This is a genomic window from Pseudomonas sp. S31 (genome assembly GCF_016648105.1).
In the GTDB taxonomy this organism is placed as follows: domain Bacteria; phylum Pseudomonadota; class Gammaproteobacteria; order Pseudomonadales; family Pseudomonadaceae; genus Aquipseudomonas.
On the sequence record NZ_JACVVE010000001.1, the window covers coordinates 503,421 to 528,160 of the forward strand.

At 63.0% G+C, this 24,740-nt stretch carries 19 protein-coding genes; 3 read left to right on the forward strand and 16 right to left on the reverse strand.

The features are described 5' to 3' along the window. Positions 1–90: 90 nt before the first annotated feature. From IAE37_RS02105 to IAE37_RS02140, 8 genes are all read right to left on the reverse strand, one after another. On the reverse strand, positions 91–1,512 hold the full coding sequence (locus IAE37_RS02105; protein WP_201168196.1) for an NtaA/DmoA family FMN-dependent monooxygenase: 1,422 nt from the start codon (positions 1,510–1,512) through the stop codon (positions 91–93). A gap of 9 nt (positions 1,513–1,521) precedes the next feature. Continuing rightward, positions 1,522–3,180: a dipeptide ABC transporter ATP-binding protein gene (locus IAE37_RS02110; protein WP_201168200.1), complete on the reverse strand. Its 1,659-nt coding sequence runs from the start codon at positions 3,178–3,180 to the stop codon at positions 1,522–1,524. Further along, positions 3,177–4,004, reverse strand: a complete 828-nt coding sequence (locus IAE37_RS02115; protein ID WP_442967756.1) for an ABC transporter permease — start codon at positions 4,002–4,004, stop codon at positions 3,177–3,179. Before IAE37_RS02115 ends, IAE37_RS02110 begins: the two co-directional genes overlap by 4 nt. Before the next feature lie 105 nt (positions 4,005–4,109). Next, entirely contained in the window at positions 4,110–5,162 is a 1,053-nt protein-coding gene (locus IAE37_RS02120; protein ID WP_201168229.1) for an NADP(H)-dependent aldo-keto reductase, read from the reverse strand. Positions 5,163–5,200: 38 nt separating this feature from the next. Continuing rightward, entirely contained in the window at positions 5,201–6,553 is a 1,353-nt protein-coding gene (locus tag IAE37_RS02125) for an LLM class flavin-dependent oxidoreductase (RefSeq protein WP_201168231.1), read from the reverse strand. Continuing rightward, the gene (locus IAE37_RS02130) at positions 6,550–7,824 is read right to left on the reverse strand and encodes an acyl-CoA dehydrogenase family protein (RefSeq protein ID WP_201168233.1); all 1,275 of its coding nucleotides are present in this window, start codon (positions 7,822–7,824) and stop codon (positions 6,550–6,552) included. The genes IAE37_RS02125 and IAE37_RS02130 overlap by 4 nt, the downstream gene beginning before the upstream one ends. Before the next feature lie 41 nt (positions 7,825–7,865). Beyond that, positions 7,866–8,798, reverse strand: a complete 933-nt coding sequence (locus IAE37_RS02135) for an ABC transporter permease (RefSeq protein ID WP_201168235.1) — start codon at positions 8,796–8,798, stop codon at positions 7,866–7,868. Beyond that, positions 8,795–10,312 (reverse strand): ABC transporter substrate-binding protein, encoded by a 1,518-nt coding sequence (locus IAE37_RS02140; RefSeq protein WP_442967752.1) that lies wholly within the window; start codon positions 10,310–10,312, stop codon positions 8,795–8,797. Before IAE37_RS02140 ends, IAE37_RS02135 begins: the two co-directional genes overlap by 4 nt. A 597-nt stretch (positions 10,313–10,909) precedes the next feature. On the opposite strand from IAE37_RS02140, the gene IAE37_RS02145 reads away from it, so the two are divergent. Then, positions 10,910–11,659 (forward strand): class I SAM-dependent methyltransferase, encoded by a 750-nt coding sequence (locus IAE37_RS02145; protein ID WP_201168239.1) that lies wholly within the window; start codon positions 10,910–10,912, stop codon positions 11,657–11,659. Here IAE37_RS02145 and IAE37_RS02150 read toward each other — a convergent pair. Then, complete coding sequence (locus IAE37_RS02150; protein ID WP_201168252.1) at positions 11,652–13,853, reverse strand: TonB-dependent receptor family protein; 2,202 nt, start codon at positions 13,851–13,853, stop codon at positions 11,652–11,654. The genes IAE37_RS02145 and IAE37_RS02150 overlap by 8 nt on opposite strands. Before the next feature lie 271 nt (positions 13,854–14,124). On the opposite strand from IAE37_RS02150, the gene IAE37_RS02155 reads away from it, so the two are divergent. After that, on the forward strand, positions 14,125–14,379 hold the full coding sequence (locus IAE37_RS02155; RefSeq protein WP_201168256.1) for a hypothetical protein: 255 nt from the start codon (positions 14,125–14,127) through the stop codon (positions 14,377–14,379). A gap of 29 nt (positions 14,380–14,408) precedes the next feature. On the opposite strand, the gene IAE37_RS02160 is transcribed toward IAE37_RS02155, so the two are convergent. The 5 genes from IAE37_RS02160 to IAE37_RS02180 all read right to left on the reverse strand — a co-directional run bounded on the left by IAE37_RS02160 (position 14,409) and on the right by IAE37_RS02180 (position 20,543). Beyond that, the gene (locus IAE37_RS02160; RefSeq protein WP_201168267.1) at positions 14,409–15,425 is read right to left on the reverse strand and encodes a GNAT family N-acetyltransferase; all 1,017 of its coding nucleotides are present in this window, start codon (positions 15,423–15,425) and stop codon (positions 14,409–14,411) included. Positions 15,426–15,680: 255 nt separating this feature from the next. After that, on the reverse strand, positions 15,681–18,062 hold the full coding sequence (locus tag IAE37_RS02165; RefSeq protein WP_236409728.1) for a TonB-dependent siderophore receptor: 2,382 nt from the start codon (positions 18,060–18,062) through the stop codon (positions 15,681–15,683). Between the two features lie 81 nt (positions 18,063–18,143). Beyond that, a complete protein-coding gene (locus IAE37_RS02170; RefSeq protein ID WP_201168283.1) occupies positions 18,144–19,058 on the reverse strand; it encodes a FecR family protein in 915 nt (304 codons plus the stop codon). Further along, complete coding sequence (locus tag IAE37_RS02175) at positions 19,055–19,570, reverse strand: sigma-70 family RNA polymerase sigma factor (RefSeq protein ID WP_201168286.1); 516 nt, start codon at positions 19,568–19,570, stop codon at positions 19,055–19,057. The genes IAE37_RS02170 and IAE37_RS02175 overlap by 4 nt, the downstream gene beginning before the upstream one ends. Before the next feature lie 103 nt (positions 19,571–19,673). Further along, entirely contained in the window at positions 19,674–20,543 is an 870-nt protein-coding gene (locus tag IAE37_RS02180; RefSeq protein WP_201168289.1) for a DMT family transporter, read from the reverse strand. Between the two features lie 121 nt (positions 20,544–20,664). Here IAE37_RS02180 and IAE37_RS02185 point away from each other — a divergent pair, with 121 nt between their 5' ends. Next, positions 20,665–22,047, forward strand: a complete 1,383-nt coding sequence (locus IAE37_RS02185) for an aminotransferase-like domain-containing protein (RefSeq protein ID WP_201168291.1) — start codon at positions 20,665–20,667, stop codon at positions 22,045–22,047. 262 nt (positions 22,048–22,309) lie between these two features. Here IAE37_RS02185 and IAE37_RS02190 read toward each other — a convergent pair whose 3' ends face one another. Both IAE37_RS02190 and IAE37_RS02195 read right to left on the reverse strand, forming a co-directional pair. Continuing rightward, positions 22,310–23,908: a GMC family oxidoreductase gene (locus tag IAE37_RS02190; protein ID WP_201168294.1), complete on the reverse strand. Its 1,599-nt coding sequence runs from the start codon at positions 23,906–23,908 to the stop codon at positions 22,310–22,312. Beyond that, entirely contained in the window at positions 23,895–24,740 is an 846-nt protein-coding gene (locus IAE37_RS02195; RefSeq protein ID WP_201168296.1) for a shikimate dehydrogenase family protein, read from the reverse strand. The genes IAE37_RS02190 and IAE37_RS02195 overlap by 14 nt, the downstream gene beginning before the upstream one ends.

Sequence of the window (24,740 nt, forward strand, 5' to 3'; positions counted from 1 at the left end):
CCCGTGAATACGGGGTTTCGGCGGTTTCGCAGTGTTGCCGAGCGACAATCTGCACGCCAGCTGTTGGCTTGCCAACACTCGCCCTTCCCTTCAGCCGAAACGCAACGGGCTGGCCGGTTGATGCAAGACGGCGGGGTCGCGGTAACGGGCGCCGTAGTGGTCGCTGGGTAAGCGCGAGTTGCCTGCGCCGAACAGGCGCTCGCGCAGCGTCTCTGTGTCGTTGTAGCGCTCACGGAAACGTCCGCGCCGTCGCAGTTCCGGGATCACCAGTTCGATGAAGTCGCGCGCGGTTTCGAACGACAGGTACTGGCGCAGGTTGATCCCGTCGATACCATCGACATCCAGCCACTTTTCGATCTCATCGGCCACCACGCCCGGCGTCCCCGCCACGAAGAAGCGCTCGCGATTGAACCCTTCCAATTGCCCTAGCACCGTGCCTGCCGTCCATTGCGGCTTGTAGCGCACCAGGCTTTCCCAGCCCTTGACCTTGCGCTCGATCAACTCACTGATCAGGGTGTCGCGCGGCACCGCCGTGAGATCCACCGCCGCCTGGGCATGGGCCAGCGAGGCCTCGACGCTCATCAACCGACGATAGCTGTCGAGCTTGCGACTGACCTCCTCATCGTTGCGGCCGACGATCACCCCGGCCATGACGATGAACTTGAGCCCTGCCGGATCCCGCTCATGGGCGATGGCCTTGTTGCGCATGGCCTGGATGTTGGCTCTGACCGCCGGCGTATCGATGCCCCCGGTGAACACCACTTCGGCATGGCGCCCAGCGAATTCGATGCCAGCCGGTGAGCCGGTCGCCTGGAACAACACAGGGGTGCGCTGACGCGAGGGCTGGCACAAGTGCGGGCCGGCGACCTTGAAGTGCTCGCCGACATGGTCGATGTAGCGCACCTTGTCCGGATCGGTATAGATACGGTTGGCGCGGTCCTGGATCACTGCGTCGTCATCCCAGGAGCCTTCCCACAGCTTGTACAGCACATCAAGGTATTCGTCGGCGATCTCGTAACGGTGATCGTGGACCACCTCGGTGTCGTGGCCGAAGTTGCGAGCGGCATTGGGCAAGTACGAGGTGACGATGTTCCAGCCAACCCGCCCTTTGGTCAGATGATCCAGGGTGCTCATGCGCCGGGCGAAAGCGAATGGCGGCTCGTAGGTCGTGGAGAACGTCGCACCGAAACCGAGGTTGCGGGTGACCGCCGCCATCGCCGGAATCACCAGCAGTGGGTCGTTGCTGGGGATCTGCATGCCCTCACGCAGGGAGGTCTGCGGTCCGCCACGAAAAGCGTCGTATGTGCCGATCACGTCAGCCAGGAACACCCCGTCGAAGGTGCCGTACTCCAGCAGCTGGGCCAACTCGGTCCAGTAGTCCAGGTCATTGAAGCGATGCCGGTTGTTCTCCGGATGCACCCACAAGCCATGCACGATATGGCTGACGCAATTCATTTCGAACAGGTTGACATGCAACTGCTTGGGCGCCGAGGCCCGTCCTTGTTCACTCATGAGCAGACCTCAAATGGCGATTTGCAAATAGAATTCGGCTGGAGGGTATTCGGCGTCGAGGGTCGGAATCGCGGCGATCAGCGAGCGCGTATAGGCATGGGCTGGGCGATCGAACACCGCGCGCACGGTGCCCATTTCCACCACTTGGCCGTCCTTCATCACCAACACCCGCTCGCTGACGTGGTTGATCACCCCGAGGTCGTGGGAGATGAACAGGCAGGCCAGGCCAAGGCGCTGCTTGAGGTCGCCGAGCAACTCGAGAATCTGCGCCTGCACCGATACATCCAGTGCTGAAACCGGCTCATCGCAGATCAGAACCTGCGGCTCGCTCGCCAGCGCCCGGGCAATGGCGACACGCTGGCGCTGGCCGCCGGACAGGTCGGTGGGCCTGCGTGCCAGCAGAGCCGCGTCCAGACGCACCAGTTGCAGCAGTTGCTCAGCCCTGCCCCGCCACGCCCTGCGCGGCAAGCCAGCCACCGACAGGGCCTCGAACAGCACTCGCTGCACGGTATAACGCGGGTCGAAGGAACTCTGCGGATCCTGGAACACCACCTGTACCGCACGACGGGCCTGGCGCTTCTGGCTGTCGCTCAATTGTGTCCAGCGCTGCCCGGCGATCCAGACTTCGCCACTGTCGGCGCTTTCCAGGCCGAGGATCAGCCGGGTCAAGGTGGTCTTGCCGGAGCCGGACTCACCGACCACGCCCAGCGTCTCGCCTCGACGCAGTTGCAGGGACGCCTCCTTGAGCACAGTCCGCCGGCGCCCGTCAGGCCCGACGAAGGACTTGCTCAAGCCGCAGGCTTCGAGCACCACCTCCCCGAGGTTTTCAGCCTGTGCCTCGACCAACGCCAACGGCTGGCGCTGGGGCTGGAAATGCACCGCTCGCGCCGCACGCAACAGCGACTGGGTGTAGGCATGCCGAGGGTCGTGCAGCACTTGCTCGGTGCTGCCCTGCTCGACAATCACGCCGTGGTGCATCACCGCGACGCGATCGGCCAGGCGTGCCACCACCGACAGGTCATGGCTCACCATCAGCAAGGCGTTTTCCTCAGCGCGCAGGTTTTCCAGCAAGGCAATGATTTGTGCCTGCACCGTGGCGTCCAGCGCCGTGGTCGGTTCGTCTGCGATGATCAGCTGCGGATTGCAGGCAATCGCCGAGGCAATCAAGGCCCGTTGGCGAAGCCCGCCGGACAACTGCCACGGGTACTGGCTGGCGCGCAACTCCGGCTCGGGAACACCGACCGCACGCAGCAGCTCCAGTACCCGCAGGCGCCGAGCCTCGGCCTTGAGCATGGTGTGCAGGTGCAACGGCTCCTCGACCTCGGCGCCAACCCGCCGTAGCGGGTCCAGCGCACCGAGGGCGTCCTGCATGACAAAACCGATACGGGCTCCGCGCAGGCGCTGCCAGGAGCGCTCATCGAGCTGGCGCAGGTCGGTGCCCTGGAACGCCAGCTTGGCCGCCTCGATCCGGGCACCTTTGCCAGTGAGCCCGGCCAGGGTGCGAGCGGTCACGCTCTTGCCCGAGCCGGACTCACCGACGATTGCCAGGCATTCGCCGCGCTCGATCTGCAGGCTGACGCCATGCAGCACCGGCCGAGCCTGGCCGAAGGCGACCGTCAGGTCACGTATCTCGACCAACGGGCCGAGGGTATGGATGTTGCCACTCATAGGGGTTTTCCTTCACTGCGGCGCAGCAGTTCTCGGCCGATGGCACTGATGGAAACCACGGTCAGGGTGATGACCAGGGCCGGCCACGCCACCAGCCACGGCGCATTGGCCAGGAAGCTGCGGCCGATGGCCATCATCCCGCCCCACTCCGGCGCCGGTGGCGGCGCGCCGAAGCCGAGAAAGCTCAAGGCCGCCCCGGCGGTGATGGTGCCGCCCATGCCGATGATGGCGAGGATCAGTACCGGTTTGCAGGCGTTGGGCAGGATGTGCCGCAGGACCACCGCCAGTTGCGGCTGTCCCAAGGTCACCGCTGCCTCGACGTAGCCGGTCTGCCGTACGTTGAGCGTCTGGGCCCGCACCAGCCGGGCATAGCGTGGTACACCCGCGATGCCCAGCGCGAGGATCAGGTTGGTGGTGCCCTGGCCGAAGAAAGTGATGATCACCAGCGCCAGCAGCAAGTCGGGGAACGCCAGCAGTACATCGATACCGCGCATCAGCGCGGCATCCAGCCAGCGCGGGCCGAGGCCTGACAGCAGGCCGACCAAGGTGCCCCAGGCCAACGCCAGAGCGGTGGCTGCCAGGCCGATGAACAATGAGGAGCGCACGCCAAAGATCAACCGGCTCAATACGTCCCGTCCGTTCTCGTCCGTACCCAGCCAGTACGTGGTATTGGGCGGCTGGAAGGCCAGGCGCGCACTGGCATCCAGCGGGTCATACGGCGCCAGCCACTGCGGCCCGGCCGCGGCCAGCAACAGCAGCAGGACCAGAACACCCGCGGCCCACACCCCGGGTCGCAGCAGCGCCCAACGCCCCAGGCCCGGCATGGGGTTGGCGCTACCGCCGGGCTGCGCAGCGGTGATGACGCTTTCGATTCCCTGGGACATCGCCCTTTTCCTCTCGACAACGGCCGCGTGGCGGCCTGGACTGGCCTACGGCGCCGGGTTGGGAATGCGTTGGTGAATGGCTTGCACCTTCGCCTTGATGTCATCGCTCAGCGTCACATCCAGTGCGCTGAGGTTGTCGTGCAGTTGCGCCAGGCTGGTCTGCCCGGTCAGGGCGCTGGTGACGAAGGGTTTGTCGAACAGATAAGCCAGCCCCAGTTGCGCCAGGGTAAGGCCGTGCTGGCGGGCGATCTCGACATAGCCGGCGATGGCCTCTTGGGCAGACGGACTGTCGTAGCGGTTGAAGGTGCGGTACACCGACGACAGCCGCGAACCTTCAGGCCGCGCGCCATTGAGGTACTTGCCGGTCAATGCGCCGAAGGCCAGGGGCGAATAGGCCAGCAGGCCGACGCCTTCGCGATGGCTGAACTCCGACAACCCGCCTTCGTACAGGCGATTGAGCAGGCTGTAGGGGTTCTGCACGCTGACGATCCTGGGCAGCCCCAAGCGCTCACTGTGCTTGAGAAATTGCCCGACGCCCCACGGCGTCTCGTTGGACACACCGATGTGCCGGACCTTGCCGGCCTTGACCTGGTCGGCCAGCACCGACAAGGTTTCCTCGATGGCCACGCTTCCCGCATCGTCCTGGTAGGGGTATTCACGCTGCCCGAAGATATTGGTCGTGCGGTCGGGCCAGTGCAGTTGATAGAGGTCCAGGTAGTCGGTCTGCAGCCGCTTGAGGCTACCGTCCAGCGCTTCGACGATGTTGCGCCGGTCATGCCGGCTCAGACCGTCGCGGATATGCCGTTGGCCATTGGCATCACGCGCGGGGCCGACGATCTTGCTCGCCAGCACCACGTCGGCGCGGCGCCCACTGGCGGCAAGCCAGCTACCGATATAGCGCTCGGTGGTGCGCCAGGTTTCGGCCTGGGTGGGCGTGGGGTACATCTCGGCCGTATCGATCAGGTTGACGCCGTGGTCCAGTGCCAGCTCGATTTGCTGGTGTGCCTCGCTTTCGCTGTTCTGATGGCCCCAGGTCATGGTGCCCAGGCCGAAGATGCTGACTTGGATATCGCTGTTGCCCAATTGGCGGTAACGCATGGCGGTTCCTTTATTCAAAAGTGAGCACGACGCAGGCTTCAAGCCTGCAGCGCGTATTGGTTGCTCGGAAATGGCAGCCCGAGGTGCTCGCGGAGCGTGCTGCCTTGGTATTCGTGGCGGAACAGGCCGCGCTTTTGGAGCAGCGGTACCACTTCATCGACGAAGACCTCGACGCCGGACGGGAACATGTCCGGCATGATGTTGAAGCCGTCGGCGGCGTGCGCCAGGTACCAGTGGCTCAAGGTCTCGGCCACCTGCTCGGGCGTCCCCACCAGCAGCCGATGACCGACCAGGATCCGTCGCGACAATTGCCGGATGCTGAGGTTTTCCCGCCGTGCCAGGTTCAGTTGCGCTTCCAGGAATCCCTGTGACCCGCGCTCGAAATCCGCAACCGCGCCGATGCGCGCCCAAGGCAACGGCGCGTCCGGGTCCAAATCGCTGGCCGCGATGCCGATGCGCCCCGCCACTTGCTCCAGCAGGCCGTGCTCACCGTGCCAGGCGTTAAGCTCGTCGAAACGTGCATGGGCCTCGGCTTCGGTGCTGCCGATCACCGTCGACAAGCCCGGCATGATCTTCAGGTATTCGGGGTTGCGCCCCCAGCGCACGGCCCGCGCCTTCATCTCGCGATAGAACTGCTGGCCGTCTTCCAGGGTGGTCTGGGTAGTGAAAATCGCATCGGCGTACCGCGAACCGAGTGACTTGCCGCCTTCCGACGAGCCGGCCTGCACCAGCACCGGCCGGCCCTGAGGCGAGCGCGGTACGTTCAACGGGCCCTTCACGGAGAAATGCTGGCCGACGAAATCTATGCTGTGCACCTTGCTCGGGTCGGCGAAGCGCCCGCCACGGGCATCCCCGATGATTGCGTCGTCTTCCCAGCTGTCCCACAACTTGAGGGTGACGTCGATGAACTCGTCGGCGCGGGCGTAGCGGTCGACGTGCAGCGGCGCACCCGCCAGGCCGAAGTTCTGGGCTGCGGCATCGCCAGCGTTGGTCACCACGTTCCAGGCGGCCCGGCCACCACTGATGTGGTCCAGCGAGGCGAACCGCCGGGCGATATTGAACGGGTCGTTATAGGTGCTCGATGCAGTGGCGATCACCCCGATACGCTGCGTGGCCAGGGCCACGGCGGTCAACAGCACGGTCGGTTCCAGGCGCCCGGCAGGCTGCTTCGATACGTCACCGGCCAGCGCCGGGCCGTCGGCGAGAAAGATCGCGTCCAGGCAACCGCGTTCGGAGATCCTCGCGATATTGCGATAGTACTCGACATCGAGATAGGCGTTGGCCGCCACTTCGGCACTGCGCCAGGCACCGGAATGCGCACCGAAGCCGAGGATATTCATGCCCAGGCTCATCTGCCCGCCACGCAGGTTGCTGCTGCTCACGGTGCTCATACGGCGCTCGCTTCGTCACGGACATTGTCACCCAGCTTCTCGGCATCGGCCGCTTGCAGGCTGCGCCACGCTGCATTCGGCGTGATGTCGTTGAGGTAGAAGTTGCCCAACGCCCGCTCGCGGTATATCGCCGGGTTGTGGGAGGCCAGGGTCCGCGCATTGCGCCAGTGGCGATCGAAGCGTCGGGTTTCGCTGGTGGCCGAAGCCCCCCCTACCTCGAACAGCAAGGTGGTGGCCTCCAACACCTGCTCAAGGACGATCTGCTGCGCCTGGTAGGCGCGGATCTCGGCCTCCGTGTAGTGCTGCTCGACGGCGTAGCCACCCTGCTCCGCGTCATGCACCTCCTGCAGCACATGCGCCACCGCCAGTACCTGCGCGCGAGCGGCATAGGCCAGGCTGGACAGCCGGCCGACGACCCGTTGCACCAGCGGGTCGTCCTTGGGGCTGGACTGCCCCGGAATGCCGAACGCCCGGGTACGCCCCTTGACGAAGTCGGTCGCGTCGCGCAGCACGGCCTGGGCGATGCCGGCCAGGGTGGCGAGGTGGAACAGCTGATAGAACGCGCTGAGGTAAGACTCGCCGCGCAGTTCGTCCTTCTTGAAACGTCGCACGATGTGCTGCTGCGGGACCTTCACCCCCGCAAAGCGCGTGGTGCCACTGCCGGTCAGGCGCTGGCCGAACCCGTCCCAGTCATCGATCACCGAGACGCCATCGGCGTCGGTGGGCACCGAGACGCTGACGAAATCATCGCCATCCAACGCGACCGCAGCGATCCAGTCGGCGTACAGGGTGCCGGTGCAATAGAACTTCTCGCCGTTCAACAACCAGCCAGCTTCGGGCTCGCCTGGTGCCTGCGCAACGAGGCTCACCGAGTTGCGGGTGGTGTCGGTACGCTCGGCCATCGCCGCGCCCCAGAGCTGGCCGGCCGCTACCTTGGGCAGCCAGTAGTCCTGCGATGCCTGGTCGAGGCTGGACAACCGGCCTTCGACGAAGCCGAAGTGGGCGCGAACGATCTGCGGCAGATTCGAGTCGGCCTCGCCCAGCTCGATCAGCAAACGAAACAGTTGTGGCAGGCTGGCACCCAGGCCCCCTTGCGCCTGCGGTACGCGCAAGGCGCCGAAGCGTGCGTCGCGCAGCCACTGCACGGCATCGAAGGCCAGTTCACGCTGTTGCTCGCGGGCCACGGCACTCTCGGCGATCCGCGAGAACACCTCGGTGAAGCGTTGTTGCAGGTCGTCCCAGGTCACATCGGAAGGGTTGGCGTTACTCATGGTTTTTCCTTGTTCAGAGAGGTTCAGCCGGCGTGGCGCGCTCACTCATGGGCACCGCGCGGGTCGATCCAACGGTTGATCAGGTCGACGGCCAGGTTGACGAGCACGTACACCGCTGCGGCCAGTAGCGTTACGCCCAGTACCATCGGTACGTCCTTGTTGCTGGCGGCATCGAGCATCAGACGGCCCAGCCCCTGGCGGGCGAAGAGCAATTCGATGACCACTGCGCCGCCCAGCAGACTGGCGAAGATGAAGCCAGCCAGAGTCACCAGCGGCACCAGCGCATGGCGCAGTGCATGACGCAGGCGCACTGCAGTTTCCGACAGCCCGCGGGCGCGGGCCATGGCGATGAAGGATTGCTCCAGGGTGTCCTCCAGCGACTGTCGCAGCAGTTGCGCCAGAACCGCCGCCACCGGCAGTGCCAGCGCTACGGTTGGCAGGATCAACGCGCGCCAGCCGTTGGAGCCGGACGGCGGCAGCCAGTGCCAGTAAAAGGAAAACACCAGCAGCAGCAAAATGCCGATGACGAAGGACGGTGCCGAGGCGAGGACCAGTTCACTGCCCGAGGCCAACGAGCGCACCCATGGCGCGCGGTTGGCGGTCAGGATCGCGCAGACCAGCGCCAACGTGACGGCCAGCAGCCCAGCACTGATCGACAGCTCGACGGTGGCGCCGATCTGCTCGCCAATGGCCTGGGCAACCGGAATGCGCAGGCGGTAGGACTCGCCCAGATCGCCCTGCAGCAATCGACCCAGGTAGTCTCCGTATTGCACGATCAGCGGTTGGTCCAGGCCATACTCGGCGCGCACCTGCGCCAGCAGTTCCGGTGTGGGCAGCGCCTCGGGCCCGCCGAGAATCGCCAGCGCGGTGTCGCCACCACTGAAGTTCACCGCCAGAAAGGTCAGGCTCGCCGCCCCCCACAGCACGCCGATCCCGGCCAGCAAGCGCAGGGCGATACGTTTGAACAGGTTCATGGTTGCCCCCGGTCCAGCCAGATGCTGGGGAAATAAGGCACGTTGTGCGAGGTGTCGAAAATCACACCCTTCACCTCGCGGCGATAGGCGGCCAGGACCTGGCTCTCGGTCGACGGTACCGCCGGTACAGTTTCGGCCAGGCGCTTCTGGGCCTCGCCATACAGGCGTTGAAGGGTTTGCGGATCACGCGACTGGCGGGCGGCGGTGAGCACCCGGTCCAGCTCGGCGTCGCGGAACTTGCCTGCGTTCTGGCCGATCAGCTTCGCCGTGCTGATCGACTGGCTGTGGTACAGCACGAACAAACCATCTGGCGTATTGGTGTGCCAGTAGCCGGCGGCCAAGGCCTGAAACTTGCCGGCATAGCGGCGCTCGGTGACACGAGTCAGCGGCAGCATTTCGATGGGCATCTCGAAGCCCACCTTCTTCAGGTCGGCCTGGATCGCCACCGAAACACTGGCCGGGAATGCCGGGTTGTCGTAGGTCAACAAGGTGGCCTTCAGGCGCTGGCCATTGCGGGTGCGGTAGCCCTGGGCGTCGCGCCCGGTCCAGCCAGCCTGATCGAGCAGTGCATTGGCGGCGTCAATGTCGTAGGCCAGGGCATCGATGTTGGGCTGATAGAAACGGGTATTGGCGGCGAGAAAGTCTGCCTTGGCGATGAGTTCGCCAAAGCCGGAAATCCAGGCCAGTCCTTCGCGATCGATGGCCTTGGCCACCGCACGCCGTACGAGTACGTCGTCGAAAGGTGGCTGCTCGACATTGAACGTCATGCTGCGGCTGGGGTTGCCTTTGCGGATACGGCTACGCAGCACCAGTTCGGGGTTGGCGCGGATTGCCGCGGCGTTCTGTGGCGGTGCGTCCAAGGCAAAATCCGACTGCCCGGACTCCAGCGAGGTGAAACGGATCATTGCCTCGGGTACGTAGCTGAGCTCAATCCGGTCCAGGTAGGCCTCACCCACATGTCGAGTCACCGGCGGCGCCCAGTTATAACCGTGACGCTTGACGAACACTGCGCCCTGATCACGGGTGTAACGCTGCAACACAAAGGGCCCGCTGCCGACCGGATGCTCGGCGATGCTCTTCGGTGCTTCACGAATCTGCTTTGGCGAGATCATGCCCAACCAGGACTGCGCCAACACATCAAGAAACGGCGTGTAGGGTTCGCGCAAATGGGCTTCGAAGGTGTATTCGTCGATGACCTTGCCACCGGTATAAGGCGCGATGTACGCCGCAGCCAGCGGTGATTTGGTGGCTGGGTCGCGCATATGATCAAGGTTGGCCTGCAGGGCTGCGGCATTGAAACGCTCGCCGTCGCTGAAGGTCACGTCGTCGCGCAGGTGGAAGGTGTAGATCTTGCCGTCTTCGGAAATCTCCCAGGACTTGGCCAGCCAGGGCGAAATGTTGCCCTGCTCATCCTGGGCCACCAGGCAGTCGAACAGAATCCGGCCCATCCACTGCATGTTGCCGTTGGATAACGCATGGATGTCGAAGCTGCCGGCGTCCGAAGCGGCAGACACTCGCAGCGTGCCACCAGAGCGCCCCGGCGCCTGCTCGTGAAAGTCAGATGCGGGATAGGTCACCACGCCGTCGACAAGCGCTCCGTCGGCATGCGCAGTGGCGGACGTCGGCGGCGATGCCGGTGAACAGGCACTGATCGCCAGATATAAAGAAAGCGCAACGGTTGATTTGAAGAGTGCGACCAAAACCCATTCCTTAGTTGAACCGGCCGACCATGAAATTGCATCAGCAAGATGTTCGACTATGCAGCGAACATGCCACTGTCATTGACGGGCTCCCCAAGTTTTAATTGCGCCGCGTTGCAGGCGTTACAAGACAGCGGTTTCCCCGTATTGCGCAGCCCCTTGAAAGCCCGCAGTCAGCGGCTCCTGCGCCGCGCCTAATAAGGCATACTTCTATGATTAGAACTGAATGAAAGTTGCGCTTGCTGGCCAACTCACAGATTGTCCGCTCACTGTTGTATTTGCTACAGCGTCCATCGGCTCTCGCGACTATCGACAAGCAGACACTGTTTGCTTGACGATAAAAGTCACTCGCTGAGCACTTGACCCTTGCGCGATTAATACGTTTTAAATCAATTCACGCCGGTGAGAACCATGACCCAGAATATCTACGACACCGACACCTTCTTCGAGGGTTATAGCCAGTTGCCGCGATCGCAACGCGGTCTTGCTGGCGCGCCGGAGTGGCCGGCCATACGCGCGCTGTTGCCCGACATACGAGGGCAACAGGTGGTCGACCTGGGATGCGGCTATGGCTGGTTCAGCCATTGGGCGGTCGAGCATGGCGCCGCGAGTGTGCTGGGCCTGGATATCTCGGAGAAGATGCTGGCACGTGCGACGTCGATCAATGCGGATTCACGCATCGACTATCAACGCTGCGACCTGGAGAGACTGGCCTTGCCTTCCGGGCGTTTCACCCTCGCCTACAGCTCGCTGGCGCTGCACTACATCCGCGACCTGGGAGGGCTGCTGCGCAGCGTGCGTGAGGCACTGCAGCCCGGCGGTCGGCTGGTGTTTTCCATCGAACACCCAATCTACATGGCTTCATTGCACCCGGACTGGGTAAACGATGACCAAGGCGGTAGAAGCTGGCCGGTGGATCATTACCAGGTCGAGGGGCAACGCACCACAGACTGGCTGAGCGCTGGCGTGATCAAACAGCACCGCACCCTTGGCACGCTGGTCAATCTGCTGATCGACAGCGGCTTCCGGCTCGATCGCCTCATCGAATGGGGCCCCTCGGCGCAGGACCTTGCCACGCATCCAGCCCTCGCCGATGAAATCCACCGGCCCATGATGCTGATCGTCGCCGCCAGCCGTGATTCGGTTCAGCCCATCACCTGAAGCTGTACTGCACACCCGCGTAGGCGCCAAAACCGTCGCCGGGAATGATCGTCCTCGGGTCACCGCCTTTTGCATCGTAGGTCGGGCTGATGGACGCCGCATATTTTTCATCAGTGAGGTTGCGAAGGTCCAGATAGACCGACCAGTCCTTCTTCGGCGAATCCCAGCCTACAGTCGCGCCCCACAGGTTGTAGGAACCGGCGGTGGCGGTATTGGCGAAATCGACAGCTGTCTTGGATGCGTAATAGGTGTTGACGCCGACGTAGACACCGCTGTTGAAGTCGTAACGCAGCTGAGCCTGATAGTTGTGCTTGGGGATACCAGGCAGACGGTTGCTGCCAAACTGATCGTCGTCGCGGTAGAAGAAGTCGCTGTAGGTGTATGACTGACGCAGGTGCAGGCTGTTGCCATCATTTTCGTACAGCAGGGAATCAAGCCCCAGTTCGACACCCTGGTGGATGGTCTTGCTGGCGTTGTACTCGGAGGTCAGCGCATCGGCGGTGGAGGTCGCCTCGCGGATGATCACCGAGAGCAGCTCATCCTTCACCTGCGAACGATAGAACGTCAGGTCCCAGGCCGTATCACCGAGCTGGCCGCGGGTACCGAGTTCAAGCGTATCGGCGATCTGCGGCTTGAGCTCCTGGCCTCCAGAGTTGAGCCCTGTGGCCGGACCAGAGGTGAACACCTGGGCCCCGGAAAGGAACGCCCACGACTGCTGGGCTTCCACCGTGCGGCTGAGATTACCGAACAGCTGCCAGCTGGGATTGATCTGATAGCGCACGCCGATACGCGGCGCGAACTTCAAGTCGTCCCGCTCGACCGGGTTGTTGGGGTTGTCGGCCTCGCCGCCGACGGGGTAGGACACCCGCGCCTTGCGTTCGAAACTGACGGCGGACAACCCTGCGCTGAGCCAGAGCCTGTCATTGACCACCTCTGTCTCGTTGCTGGCGCTCAGCACCGTGTCGGAGCCTTGGTAATCCGCCTTGCGTACTTCGCTGCCGGCAGGCAGGCCCGCAGTGACACCTGTGGGAGTCCGGACAATGGTCTTCGAGTAGCCATTCAGGTGTTCGGTGCGCAACAGATTGAGACGCGTCACGCTGTTCTTGCCAAACAGGGTGTCCAGGCGGTCGTATTTCAAGCTGGTCGAGTAGTCGCTGAAGCCCCAGGTCGTGCGGTTGACCCCTTGTCGCGCATCGATCGGATAGTCGTGGTAGACCAAGCCGAATTCAAGGTGGGAATCGTCGTCGAAGGTGTACTCGGTCTTGCTGGCCACCCAGGTCGACCCGGGCTGTTTGCGGTGTGCGCGAACGTTGACGCTGGTGGGGTTGGCCTGCTTCGGATCATCATTGAGCTCGGCCTTGGTGATGTAGCCAGGTGTCTCGTTGTCAGTTGTGCGGTAGCGGTAGTACAAGCGAGTCTTCAATTGCGGCGAGAATTGGTAGCCAACGTTGCCAGCAAAGCCCGCACTCTTGCCCCGGGTCTGATCCTGGAATCCATCGGACGATGAGTCCGTCAGGCTGACGTAATAGTCGAGTGGCCCGAACACCTGCCCGGAACTGATCTGACGCTTCTGATAGCCGTAGCTGCCAGCTTCGTAGCGTACCTGCAGGGGCGCGGCGTCATACCCGGTCTTGGTGACATAGTTGATGGCACCACCCAGGTACAGCGAGCCGATATCGAAGGCGTTGCCCCCGCGCAGGACTTCGGTGTGACTCAGCCCCAGCGGCTCGAACAGTTCATAGGGCGTGCCGCCAGGTCCAGACACCGGCAGGCCGTCGAAAAGGTAGAAGATGCCGGCGCGAAAGTAACCCACGCCCTTGTTGATGCCGGAGCCTCGGATAGAGATGCGGCCACCGTCGTTGTTGCCGCCACCCTGGGTCGCGATCACACCGGGCTGTAGCGCGAATACATCGGTGGCGGTAGACACCCGGCCTTGTTCCACGGTCGATGCATCGATGTAGTTGGTCCCGCCCGCCACCTCCTTGAGGGCAAGCTCGGCCTGCTGGTTGTCGTCGAGTTTTCCTGCCTGAACGACAACGGTGCTCAGTTGGCGGGTCGGGACCGACTCGCGGGTCTCCTCGACGTCGGCAGAGGCTGCGTGCAACTGGCCGACCAGAAAAAATGTGGCACCTGCGCCCAAGGCCGATGGCAATCGGCGGCGGGTAGTAGACGGTGAAGAACCTGCCTTTTTCATTCCTGACTCCTGCTTGCTTCGATATCCAGCGCCCAATGGGGCGACGCTGAGTTGGCGCAAGCGATAGAGCACGGAACATGCCATCTGATCTGGCCCGTAAATAGCCGGAAAAGCGCTGTTTAGAGCACGCTACTGAACAGATTGAAACAGTGGGCGGTCAGGGGCTGACTAAGTTTGAACAACGCCTCGGCACCCAGCCGCCTCCGACAAGGGCTCTGTGCTGTTGTATGATCTTGGCAACGCTGGGGCTCACCGTAGGATGATGGATAGCATGCAGATACTGAAAGCGATCGACACTGACCGCAGGAGTTTCATTCCGCTAAGGATCCTGTACTTATGCGTATCTGCTGGGATGGTCGTGGGCTCTGCCCTGTTGCTGCTCAACAAGGGCTTTTGGGGTATTTTCGCATTCTGCTGTATCAACACGCCCTTCCTGGTGATCTCCGTCTACTGGAAAGACGGAAAACTCAAGCGCTTCAATGAGACGATCGCCAGTTTCGCAGAGACGTTCTGGCCGCTGTGCTGACACCGGCCTTAACGACCCCACTCGCACTCTCATTGATGCCCATTGTGGGGACACCGAGCTTGAGCGTTGCCCGTCACTTCGATGATTTCAACAAACCCTTCGGACCTGCAAGGTGGCTCGAACGCAGCCGCGACCGCTTCGATACTCGCCCTCGGCACTTGATGATCCTCTCGACGCAATGCGTTGCGTGCCAATGCCTCTTCCACCGAGGCGCGCACCCAGATCGCCGTGACCGGCACGCCATGGCGCGCGGCTGACGCCACGATTGGGGCTCGGTGCTCCCGCCGCGGTAGTGCCGCGTCGAAATAGAGATATTGGGTGCAATCGGCCGCCGCACGATGCTCATCGATCCAGCTGCTTTTCCCCGCAGCCTGAATACCCACTACCATGAACAATCGCGCTTTCGCGCCACGGTGCACCAGTGCTGCCTCCAAGGCCTGCAACGCGAGGCGCCAGGCATCAGCATTGCGGGGCGGGCTGAACACTCGCCCACCAAGGGTTTCAAGGTAGTGATCGGGATTGAATATCCGTGCTTCCGAGGACGGGGCCGACGACCAACGATAGCCCACCACCGGCCATGGCAGCCCAGCCAGATCGATGGCGTGGACGAATTCTTCCCGGCCACCGCAACGTTGGTAAAAGTGCCGATGTGGGTTATCCGCCAACACCCAGGCGAACAATCCTTGCCGGCCCGGCACTTGCAACTGCATCGCCACGGCCTGCAGCAGTTGTCGTCCTATCCCCTGCCGTTGCCAACGCGGTAGCAGATACAAGCCATAGAGCTCGTTGGCCTCATCGGACGCGTGGCTTCGATTCGGCCCTCCCGACGCAAAGCCCACGATCTGTCCTGCGACCTTGGCAACGAAGTAGATTACTCCACGGCTGGCAAAGAGAGTCTGATGCCTTTGCTGTTGTTCCTTGCAGGTCAACCCAGCCAGAAAGGTATCCGGCAGGATGCCCTGGAAAGTTGTCTGCCAGGCTTTCACCGTCACCAGCGCGATACCTGCGAAATCCTCGGGGGCTGCAGGGGTAATGAGCAAGTCCATGGGCACTTTCCTTGGCTTAGGTAGGTTGATCAGGGCTCCCAAGGCCTGGTTTGCAAACAGCTGGGGAAAATAACCTGGGGCATCGAGGCGTAACGCACGTCAAAGGCACGAACCATGCCAGCGAGCAGCAACGGGCGAGGGACGCCTCAGACGCACGGGGCTCCATGCGGGTGTGCCGCAGCGGAACAGTTTGCTGGGGCGATGCACGCTGACCAACAGTTGCAGTGATGCAACTTCCAGCAGGACGTTGCGGCCTCAGAATGTGTACTTGACGCTCATCATCACATTCCGGGGGTCGCCGTAAACGTTTTCAGCACGTATGGGACTGTCGGTAATGCTCAGGTAATAGCGCTTGTCGAAGACGTTGTTCAGGTTGATCTGCGCCTGAATGTGCGCGTCGTATCGATAACCGACCATCAGGTCCACCACCTCGTAGGCATCCTGGCTGATGTTGTAGGTCTGGTCTTTGTTGTAGATCTTGCTCTGGTGATACACCGTGCCACCCACACGCCAGCGCTGGCCATCGACGGGCAAGGTGTAGTTGGTGGTGAGCTTGAAAAGCTGGTTCGGCAGGTCAGTGTCGAACTTCTTGCCGACATTGCCGGCGTCGCTGTCCTTCACGTAGGTGTTCTCGGTGTAGCTGTAGCCGGCGCCAATCTGCCACAGCGGGGTCAGTGCGCCTTGTACCTCCAGGTCGATACCCTTGCTGCGCACCTTGCCGGCAGCTTCGTAACAGGTGAGGCCGGCAGCGGAATCCGCAGGGCACTCGGTGGTCTTGGCGCGGTTTTCCTGGTCCATCTGGAAGATTGCCGCCGACGCATTGAGCTGATCGTCGAACCAGGCACCTTTGATTCCTACCTCGTAGTTCTTGCCCACCACCGGTTCGAGCAATGAGCCATCGACGTCGCGATAGTTCTGCGGCTTGAAGATATCCGTGTAGCTCGCGTACACCGAGTAGTGCTCGTTCAAGTCGTAGATGAGCCCGGCATATTTGGTGACGTTGCGGTTGACCTTGTACGCCGAAGGGGTCGCGCTGGTGGCCGTACGGTACACCGAGTCGTACTCGTACCAGTCGAGTCGACTGCCGAGAACCAGGGTCAGTGGATCGGCGAGTTTCAACCGTGAAGTCATGTAGACGCTGCGTTGCTCGATGTCGACGCTCTGACTGGCGTTGTAGGGGATATCACCCTTGGCCACCGCCTGGTGATCCCAGTCGAACAGGTCGATGTCGCTGGCCAGGGTCAGGTACGGGGCGCCTTTGTACGAGTAGGTTTCATCGTGCTTGGCCAAACCGAGCACCAACTGGTGCTGCCGGCCAAACAGCTGGAACGGCCCGCTGGCGAACAGGTCGTAGCTGCCTTGGTGGTCGCTGTACCAGAACTTGCCCAGGCGCTGACTGAAGTTATTGTCCTGGTTCAAATCGAATACCTTGGTGGTGAATTGATCCAATTCGCTCCAGACCTTGGTCGCCGACAGGTTCAAGCGCCAGTCATTGGCAAGATGCTGCTCCAGATTGACGAAAGCGGTTTCGTAAAGACGGTTGTACGACTCCCAGTCGTTACCCAGGAACGTCGAGCGAGACAGGTGCAGGTCGCTGCCGTCGGCTGCCACCGGGATACCGCCCCAGCCATTGTTGTTATTGTCTTCCTGGCGCGAGGCGCCGAACGTGAGCACGGTGTCATCGCCCAGGTCGGCAGCGATCACGCCGTAGAACAAGCCGCGCTCGTTTTGCACAATGTCCTGGAAACCTTGGTGGTTCTGGTATGCCGTGACCAGCCGGCCGCGCACACGGGCATCGCTCGCCAACGGGCCCGACACGTCGATCTCGGTGCGGTAGCGGTCCCAGCTACCAGCACTGGCGCTGATACTGGCCTGTGGCGTTGCGGTCGGTTTCTTGCGCACGAGGTTGATCGATGCCGAAGGGTTGCCTGCGCCCTGCATCAGGCCGGTAGCGCCCCGCACGATTTCCACGTGGTCATAGATGGCCATGTCCCCAGCACCGGTGGACTCGCCTGCTGAGCCCGTGCTGGTGATCGGAATGCCGTCGTACATCAGATTGTCGATCAGCGTACCGCGAGCATAGTAACGCTGACGGTCCGGGCCGAGTTCCTGGACGGTCAGGCCTGGGGTGCTCTTGACCACATCATCGAGTGTGCTCATGGCCTGATCGTCGATGCGCTGGCGGGTGATCACCGTGGCGGACTGCGGGGTTTCCCTCAAGGTCAGGGGCAGCTTGGTCGCCCCGCGCATCGGACCGGTCGTGTAGGAACCAGTGCCTTCGCTGGTTTCGCCCAGGCCACTGCTGTTCACCGTAGTGGCATCCAGCTCCAGGCCATCACCGCTGGGCGCGGCAATCATCCATACCGCGCCTTGGCTGTCCAGGTTCAGGCCGCTGCCGACCAACACCAGGCGGACTGCCGATTCGGTGTCGTAGCGCCCCTTCAGCGCCGGCGCGGACTTGCCCGCTACCAGGCGTTCATCGAAGGCCAGGCTCACACCGCCCTGGGAGCCAATCTGGCGCAGGGACTGGGACAGCGGCTGGGCTGGCAGGTCGAAGTCGAAGCTGGCGGCAACGGCCGGAATGCTAAGCACCAGAGCCGAGCCTGCGGCCAGGCTTAGGAAGACGTTGTACGACATGGAGGTCATCTCTCGTTGAAATAGGCAGATACTCCCTGACGGAGCAGCGCCGCATTTCCCTGATGTCCGTTTGCAAAAAAATCAGCGGGGCAGCAGCCACATGGCGTCATCACGCCTTTGCAGGGTGGCGTTGGCCAACGTCGGCAGGGTTTCGACGAAGCTATCGATGTCCCTCAGTTGCACCACTGCCGAAAGCCGGCGCGGCGACTGGCCGAAGACTTTGAGGGGCAGCCGCTGGTAGCGGGACAACACCGCTGCGACCTCCTCCAGGCTAGCGTCCTCGAAGCTGAGGTTGCCGTCGGGGAAGCTGAACGCCGCCGCAGCCGAACGCGACAAGCGGGTGAGTTGGCCGGCCGCGTCGCAGCGCACGACCTGACCGGCTTCGAGCAGCGCCTGCGCGGTATCGCTGTCGACCTGCACACGCCCACGCTCGACGCTGACCTGGACCTGCTCAGGCAGGCGCTCCACCACGAAGCGTGTGCCCAGTACCCGCACCCGGGCCAGCCCGGCTTCGACCAGAAACGGCCGGCGGCTGTCGCGCTGCACCGTGAATATCGCCCGCCCGCGCAAGAGCAGCAGATGCCGCTCCTGGCTGTTGTAGCGCACCAGCAGGCGTGAATCGGCGTCCAGGGTCAGCTGGCTGCCATCTGCCAGGGTAACCTCCCTTTGCTCGGCGATACCGGTGGCGTATTGCACCTCGCGGCCGACCAGCCGCGACCACGCCAACCAACCACCCAGGCCCGACATCGCCAGCAAGCCCAGCAGACCGCCGCCCAGCAACCGTCTGCGCCTGACGCCTTCCATCGCTCCGGCCAACGCCTGGGTCTGCGAGGTATGGGCGAACCCTTGCCAGAGGTCGGCGAAGGCCTGGTATTCCTCGGCATGCCGCGGGTCGGCAGCCAGCCATTGGGCAAAGCGGGCACGTTCGGGATGATCGGCTGGCAACTCGAGCACACGGGTGAACCAGCGTGCGGCCTGCTGGCGGATATCGCTCACGACAACAGCGCCCGTGCCGCACGCAAATCGAGCATGGCGCGGATCAGGTGGCGCTCCACCGCTGACAGCGAGATGCCCAGCAGCTTGGCGATCTCGGTCTGGCGCCGGCCTTCGATGCGTGCCAGCCAGAACACCTCGCGGCAACGCGGTGGTAAGCAATCGAGAATGCGTTGCAGGGCGTCCAGGCGCTGGGCCAGGTCTGCCAGGTGTTCAGCCGACGGCGAGACACCGGCTTCGCCGGCGACGACCATCAACGGTTCGAGCGCGCCCTCTCCCTCGGGCAAACCGACATAGCGACGCGCCTCACGGTAATGGTCGATCAGCACCGAGTGGGCGATTCGCCGCAGGTAGGCATTGGGTTGCTCGATCGGCCGACGCTGGGACGCCAGCACGAAGCGGACGAAGGCATCGTGCAGCACGTCACAGGCGCGTTGCATGCACTGGGTCTGCCGTCCGATGCCCAGCAGCAAGTCCGAATATGCCCACTGCAAATTGATGCCTTTCCACTCCATTGCCTGATCCCCTGTGCAGCACGAGGACGGATCATAGGCAGCCAGGGGCGCCATGGCAAATGGGAATCATTCTTCATGATGATCCACAATCCGGACTTTTCATCTACTGGGCGTATTTCTTGGCCCCGGCAACACAGATGACCGCGCCCAGCGTCACCACGACCATCATCCAGCTGACGTGCTCGTGCAGCAGCAACGCTGCCAGCCCAAGCCCCATGAACGGCTGGAAAAGCTGCAGTTGGCCCACCGCCGCGATGCCTCCTTGGACGAGCCCTCGGTACCAGAACACGAACCCGATCAGCATGCTGAACAGTGAAACATAACCGAAGCTGAACCACGCCGGCGCGCTGACCTTGGCGAAGGCATCAGCCGCGGGAAGATTGGCGACAGTCAGCAGCAACATGAACGGCAATGCCACCAGCAGTGCCCAACAGATCACCTGCCAACCACCCAGTTTCCTCGACAGCCGCGCCCCTTCCGCATAGCCCAGCCCACAAACCACCACCGCAGCCATCATCAACAGGTCGCCCACCGCCGACGCCTCGCCACCATTGATCAACGCATAGCCCACGACCAACCCGGCACCAAGCAACGAGAACAACCAGAACAGTGGCCTAGGTCGTTCACCGCCCCGCAGCACGGCAAATCCTGCGGTACACAGCGGCAGCAGCCCGACAAAAACGATGGAATGGGCCGAGGTAACGTGCTGCAGGGCCAGTGCCGTCAGCAGCGGGAACCCGATGACCACCCCAAGCGCTGTCACCGCCAATGACGACAGATCAGCACGTTCTGGTCGAGGCTGGCGCAGCACAAGCAGGAAAAGCGCACCCAACAGGGCAGCAATCGTTGCCCTGGCACAGGTCAGGAACGTCGGTTCGAAGGCCGCCACTGCCACACGTGTTGCCGGTAATGAGCCTGCAAAAATGGCGACGCCTATGAAGCCGTTGATCCACCCGCTTGTTGATTTTTCCATACCTGAGCCCTCGATAAACGAGGCCTCAGTACATCACTGACACGCTTACCGAGGCCACGTACAATCCAATACAGTTGAGCCGAACTGTTATGCCTATCAATCCAGTACAGTCGAGGGTGCGATGAAACGGAGCGGAACGCGAATCCGAACGGTCATGGGTGAAATCCAATCCAGGATAGCCTCTCGAACCTACACACCCGGCGCGAGAATTCCATCCGTCCGCGCAATGGCTCAGACCATGCAGGTATCGGTTTCTACCGTGCTCGAGGCCTATGAGCGGTTGATGGCAGAGGGTGTGCTCAGCTCTCGGCCGGGCTCTGGCTTCTACGTGGCGGGGCCAGTGGCGCCGCTGGCACTCACCGAACTCGGGCCCCGGCTCGATCGTGCCGTCGACCCGCTGTGGATCTCGCGCCAGTCGCTTGAAACCGCCAGCGATGGATTGAAGCCAGGGTGCGGCTGGCTACCCCCGTCCTGGCTGTACGAAACGGGCATGCGTAAAGCGCTGCGGGTCGCTGCCCGTGCCGACACCGCGCAGTTGGCTGAATATGCTTCACCGCTGGGACACCCGCCCCTCAGGCAGTTCTTGTCGCGACGGCTGGCAGGCATAGGGATCGAAGCCCCGCTGGAACAGATCATGCTCACCGACTCCGGCACGCACGCCATCGACCTGATTTTCCGTTTCCTGCTGCAACCGGGAGACACGGTCCTGGTCGACGACCCCTGCTATTTCAATTTTCACGCACTACTCAAAGCCCATAGGGTGAACGTCGTAGGCGTTCCCTACACGCGAACAGGCCCAGACATCGATGCATTCGGCACCGCCCTGCTGGAGCACGCTCCCCGGTTGTACATAACCAATTCCGGCATTCACAACCCAACCGGGGCCACTCTGTCTCCCGTCATAGCTCACAGGCTGCTGAAGCTGGCGGACAGCTCTGATCTGGTGATTGTAGAGGACGACATCTTCGGCGATTTCGAAACCACGCCCGCGCCACGACTGTCAGCCTTCGATGGGCTTTCTCGCGTCATCCAGATCGGTAGCTTTTCCAAGACCATTTCCGCTTCGATTCGATGCGGCTACATCGCGGCGCGCGGTGAGTGGATCGAGAGCCTGGTCGATCTCAAGATTGCGACGACCTTCGGCGCGGGACGCCTGGCCGCGAACATCATCCATCAAGCCATTACCGACAGCGGCTACCGAAAGCACATGGACAGCGTTCGCCTTCGGTTGGCCGAGGAAATGGACAGGACGGTCGCCAGGCTCAAGGCCATCGGTATCAAGCCCTGGATGATTCCCCAGGCTGGCATGTATCTATGGTGCCAACTCCCTCAAGGGAAGGATGCAGCAACGCTGGCCAGGGCTTGTTTGAATGAAGGCGTCGTGCTGGCGCCCGGCAATGCTTTCAGCCAGTCCCTGACTGCGGGCGATTTCCTCCGTTTCAATGTTGCGCAATCGGGGGACGCGAAGATCTATGACGTGTTGGCGCGGGCGCTGGGGCGTTAGCTGAAACTGTCCAACTTTTCGGAGGCAGTCCACTCTGTAGGAGCGGGTTTACCCGCGAAGCAGGCGCCGCGGTGGATGGCACCGGCTGTGCCGGTGTTCGCGGGTAAACCCGCTCCTACAAAAATTGCTATAGGCTCAACGGCAACAATGGATCGAAAGCTTTCATTCACGACCGGTTGCCTTCGACCCATGGTTCCCCTAATCCGGCGAAGCCGTGCCAGACGTTCGCGGCGGTACGACGCCTCCGTTGCCCAAGACGCTTCTACCGATGCTGGCCATCCTCGATGATCAGCTCCGCCGCCCGCTCGGCCACCGCCATCACCGCGCCCTGGATGTTGCCCGATACCATCGACGGCATCACCGAGGCATCCACCACCCTCAGCCCCTGCAAGCCATGCACCTTCAATCGCGAATCCACCACCGCGCCAGGGCCTTCGCCCATCCTGCAGGTGCCGATCGGGTGATAGATGGTCTGCCCGGTGCGGCGCGCGAACTCCAACCACTGTCCGTCGCTCCGTGCATCCTGCCCAGGGCTGGTTTCCGCTTCCACGTAACGCGCCATGGCAGGCTGCATGACGATGCGGCGGGCGATCTTCATGCCTTCGACGATGCATCGCTGGTCCTCTGGCTCGGCCAGCATGTTCGGGCGAATGGCGGGCATCGCATTTCGGTCGCTGCTCTCTATATGCACCGAGCCCATCGACTTGGGCCGCAACTGGCTGACGCCGATGGTCATGCCCGGGTGCCGGTCGAGCACGCGGTTGGCCGCATTGGCGTAGCTGGCGTGGACGAAGAAGTACTGCACGTCCGGGGTCGGCAGCCGCGGGTCGGTCTTGACGAAGCCATGGACCAGTCCGGTGCCCAGGGTGAGGATGCCCGTGCGCCGGGTGAAGTACTCGGTCACTGCCAGGCCCAGGCGCCATCCGCGGGCAAGCTGGTTGAGCGTGACCACATCCTTCATGCGCCAGTTCATGCGGGTGGCGAAGTGGTCGATGTAGTTCTCCCCTACCCCGCGCAGTTCGTGGCGCAACGGCACCCCTGCAGCCTTCAGCACCCCGGTGTTGCCGATGCCGGACAACTCCAGCAATTGCGGTGACTGAATGGCGCCCGCGCAGAGGATGACTTCGACATTGGCCTTGACCGTGACTTCGCGGCCGCCGTGCTGATAGGTCACGCCAACGCAGCGGTTGCCTTGCAGGTCGATGCGCAGCACGTGCGCGTGGGTCACGATACTGAGGTTGGCTCTGGCGCGGGCTGGCTTGAGGTAGCCGTCCACCACGCTCCAGCGTCGGCCGTCCTTCTGCGCCACCTGGTAGTAGCCGAAGCCCGTCTGGTCGTGGCCGTTGTAATCCTCGTTGTAGGGCTGGCCATCCTGCGCGGCGGCCTCGAGGAAGGCACTCGAAAGGGGAAAACGTTCGCTGACCTGATGGATATGCATGGGCCCCTCGTGCCCGCGGCTGGCATCACCCTGCGCATAGTTCTCGAAGCGCTTGAAGTAAGGCTCGAGGGTTTTGAAATTCCAGCCCTTTGCGCCTGTCGCGGCCCAGGCGTCATAGTCGCCGGGCTGCCCGCGGACGTAGATCATGCCGTTGATCAGGGTCGAGCCGCCCAGCCCTCGGCCGCGTGGCACCGCGATCTCACGGTCGTAGGTGCTGGCCTCGGGCTTGGTCTTGAAGTTCCAGTTGAAGCGCTGGTCGACCATCAACTTGCTGAACCCTGCCGGGATCGGGATCCACCGGCCATTGGGCTCGCCACCCGCCTCCAGCACCAGCACGCTGTGCTTGCCCGAGGCGCTCAGCCGGTTGGCGAGAATGCACCCGGCCGTGCCACCGCCTACGATCACATAGTCATGGTTGTGCATGGGCGGCCCTCGCTTCTTCGCTGGCAGCGCTCATGGCAGCGGCCATCAGCTCGACCTGGCACTGCAACATGGGGCGGCCCAGGTGCACGCGGCAGCCACGTTCGGCTGCAGCCACCAGCAACGGCGTGTGCTCGGGCTGCATGATGATTTCCGCGACGATCTGCTCGCGGCCCAGGCGCTGCACGTCACAGGGGTAGTCGTCGTCCTCGCGCAGGCCCATGGAGGTGGCATTGACCACCAGGTCGTGAGCGGACGGGTCGGCCGAGCCGACGGCAAAGGTGACCGCTGGGAACAGGCCGGCCAATCGCTCGACCAGGCCTTGGGCCTTGGCCCGGGTGCGGTTGGCGATGGTTAGCCTGGCAACGCCAGCCTCGGCCAGGGCAAAGGCAATGGCTTGCGCGGCCCCGCCTGCGCCCGCCAGGTACACCGACTTGCCTGCGGGCTCGATGGCTGCCCGGCGCAAACCTGCGACAAAGCCGAGGCCGTCGAGCATGTCGCCATGCAGCCGGCCATCGGCCTGGCGGCGCACCACGTTGACCGCACCGACCAGCGCCGCCGCCGGCGATACGCTGTCACACAAGGGCAGCATGGCGCCTTTGTGCGGTACCGTGACCACGAAACCATCGAGGTTGCGCAAGGCGCGCAGGCCCTGTACGGCTTCGGCCAACTGCTCGGGGCCGATATGCAGCGGGACCATCACCCGGTCATCGCCGCGCACTGCCATCAGGGCGTTGATCTCCTGCGGGGTCTTAACGTGGTGGATCGGGTCGGCGACGATGGCGAACAGTCGCGTGTGCCCAGTGATCGCCTGGGGTAGTACGGGTTTGTTCAT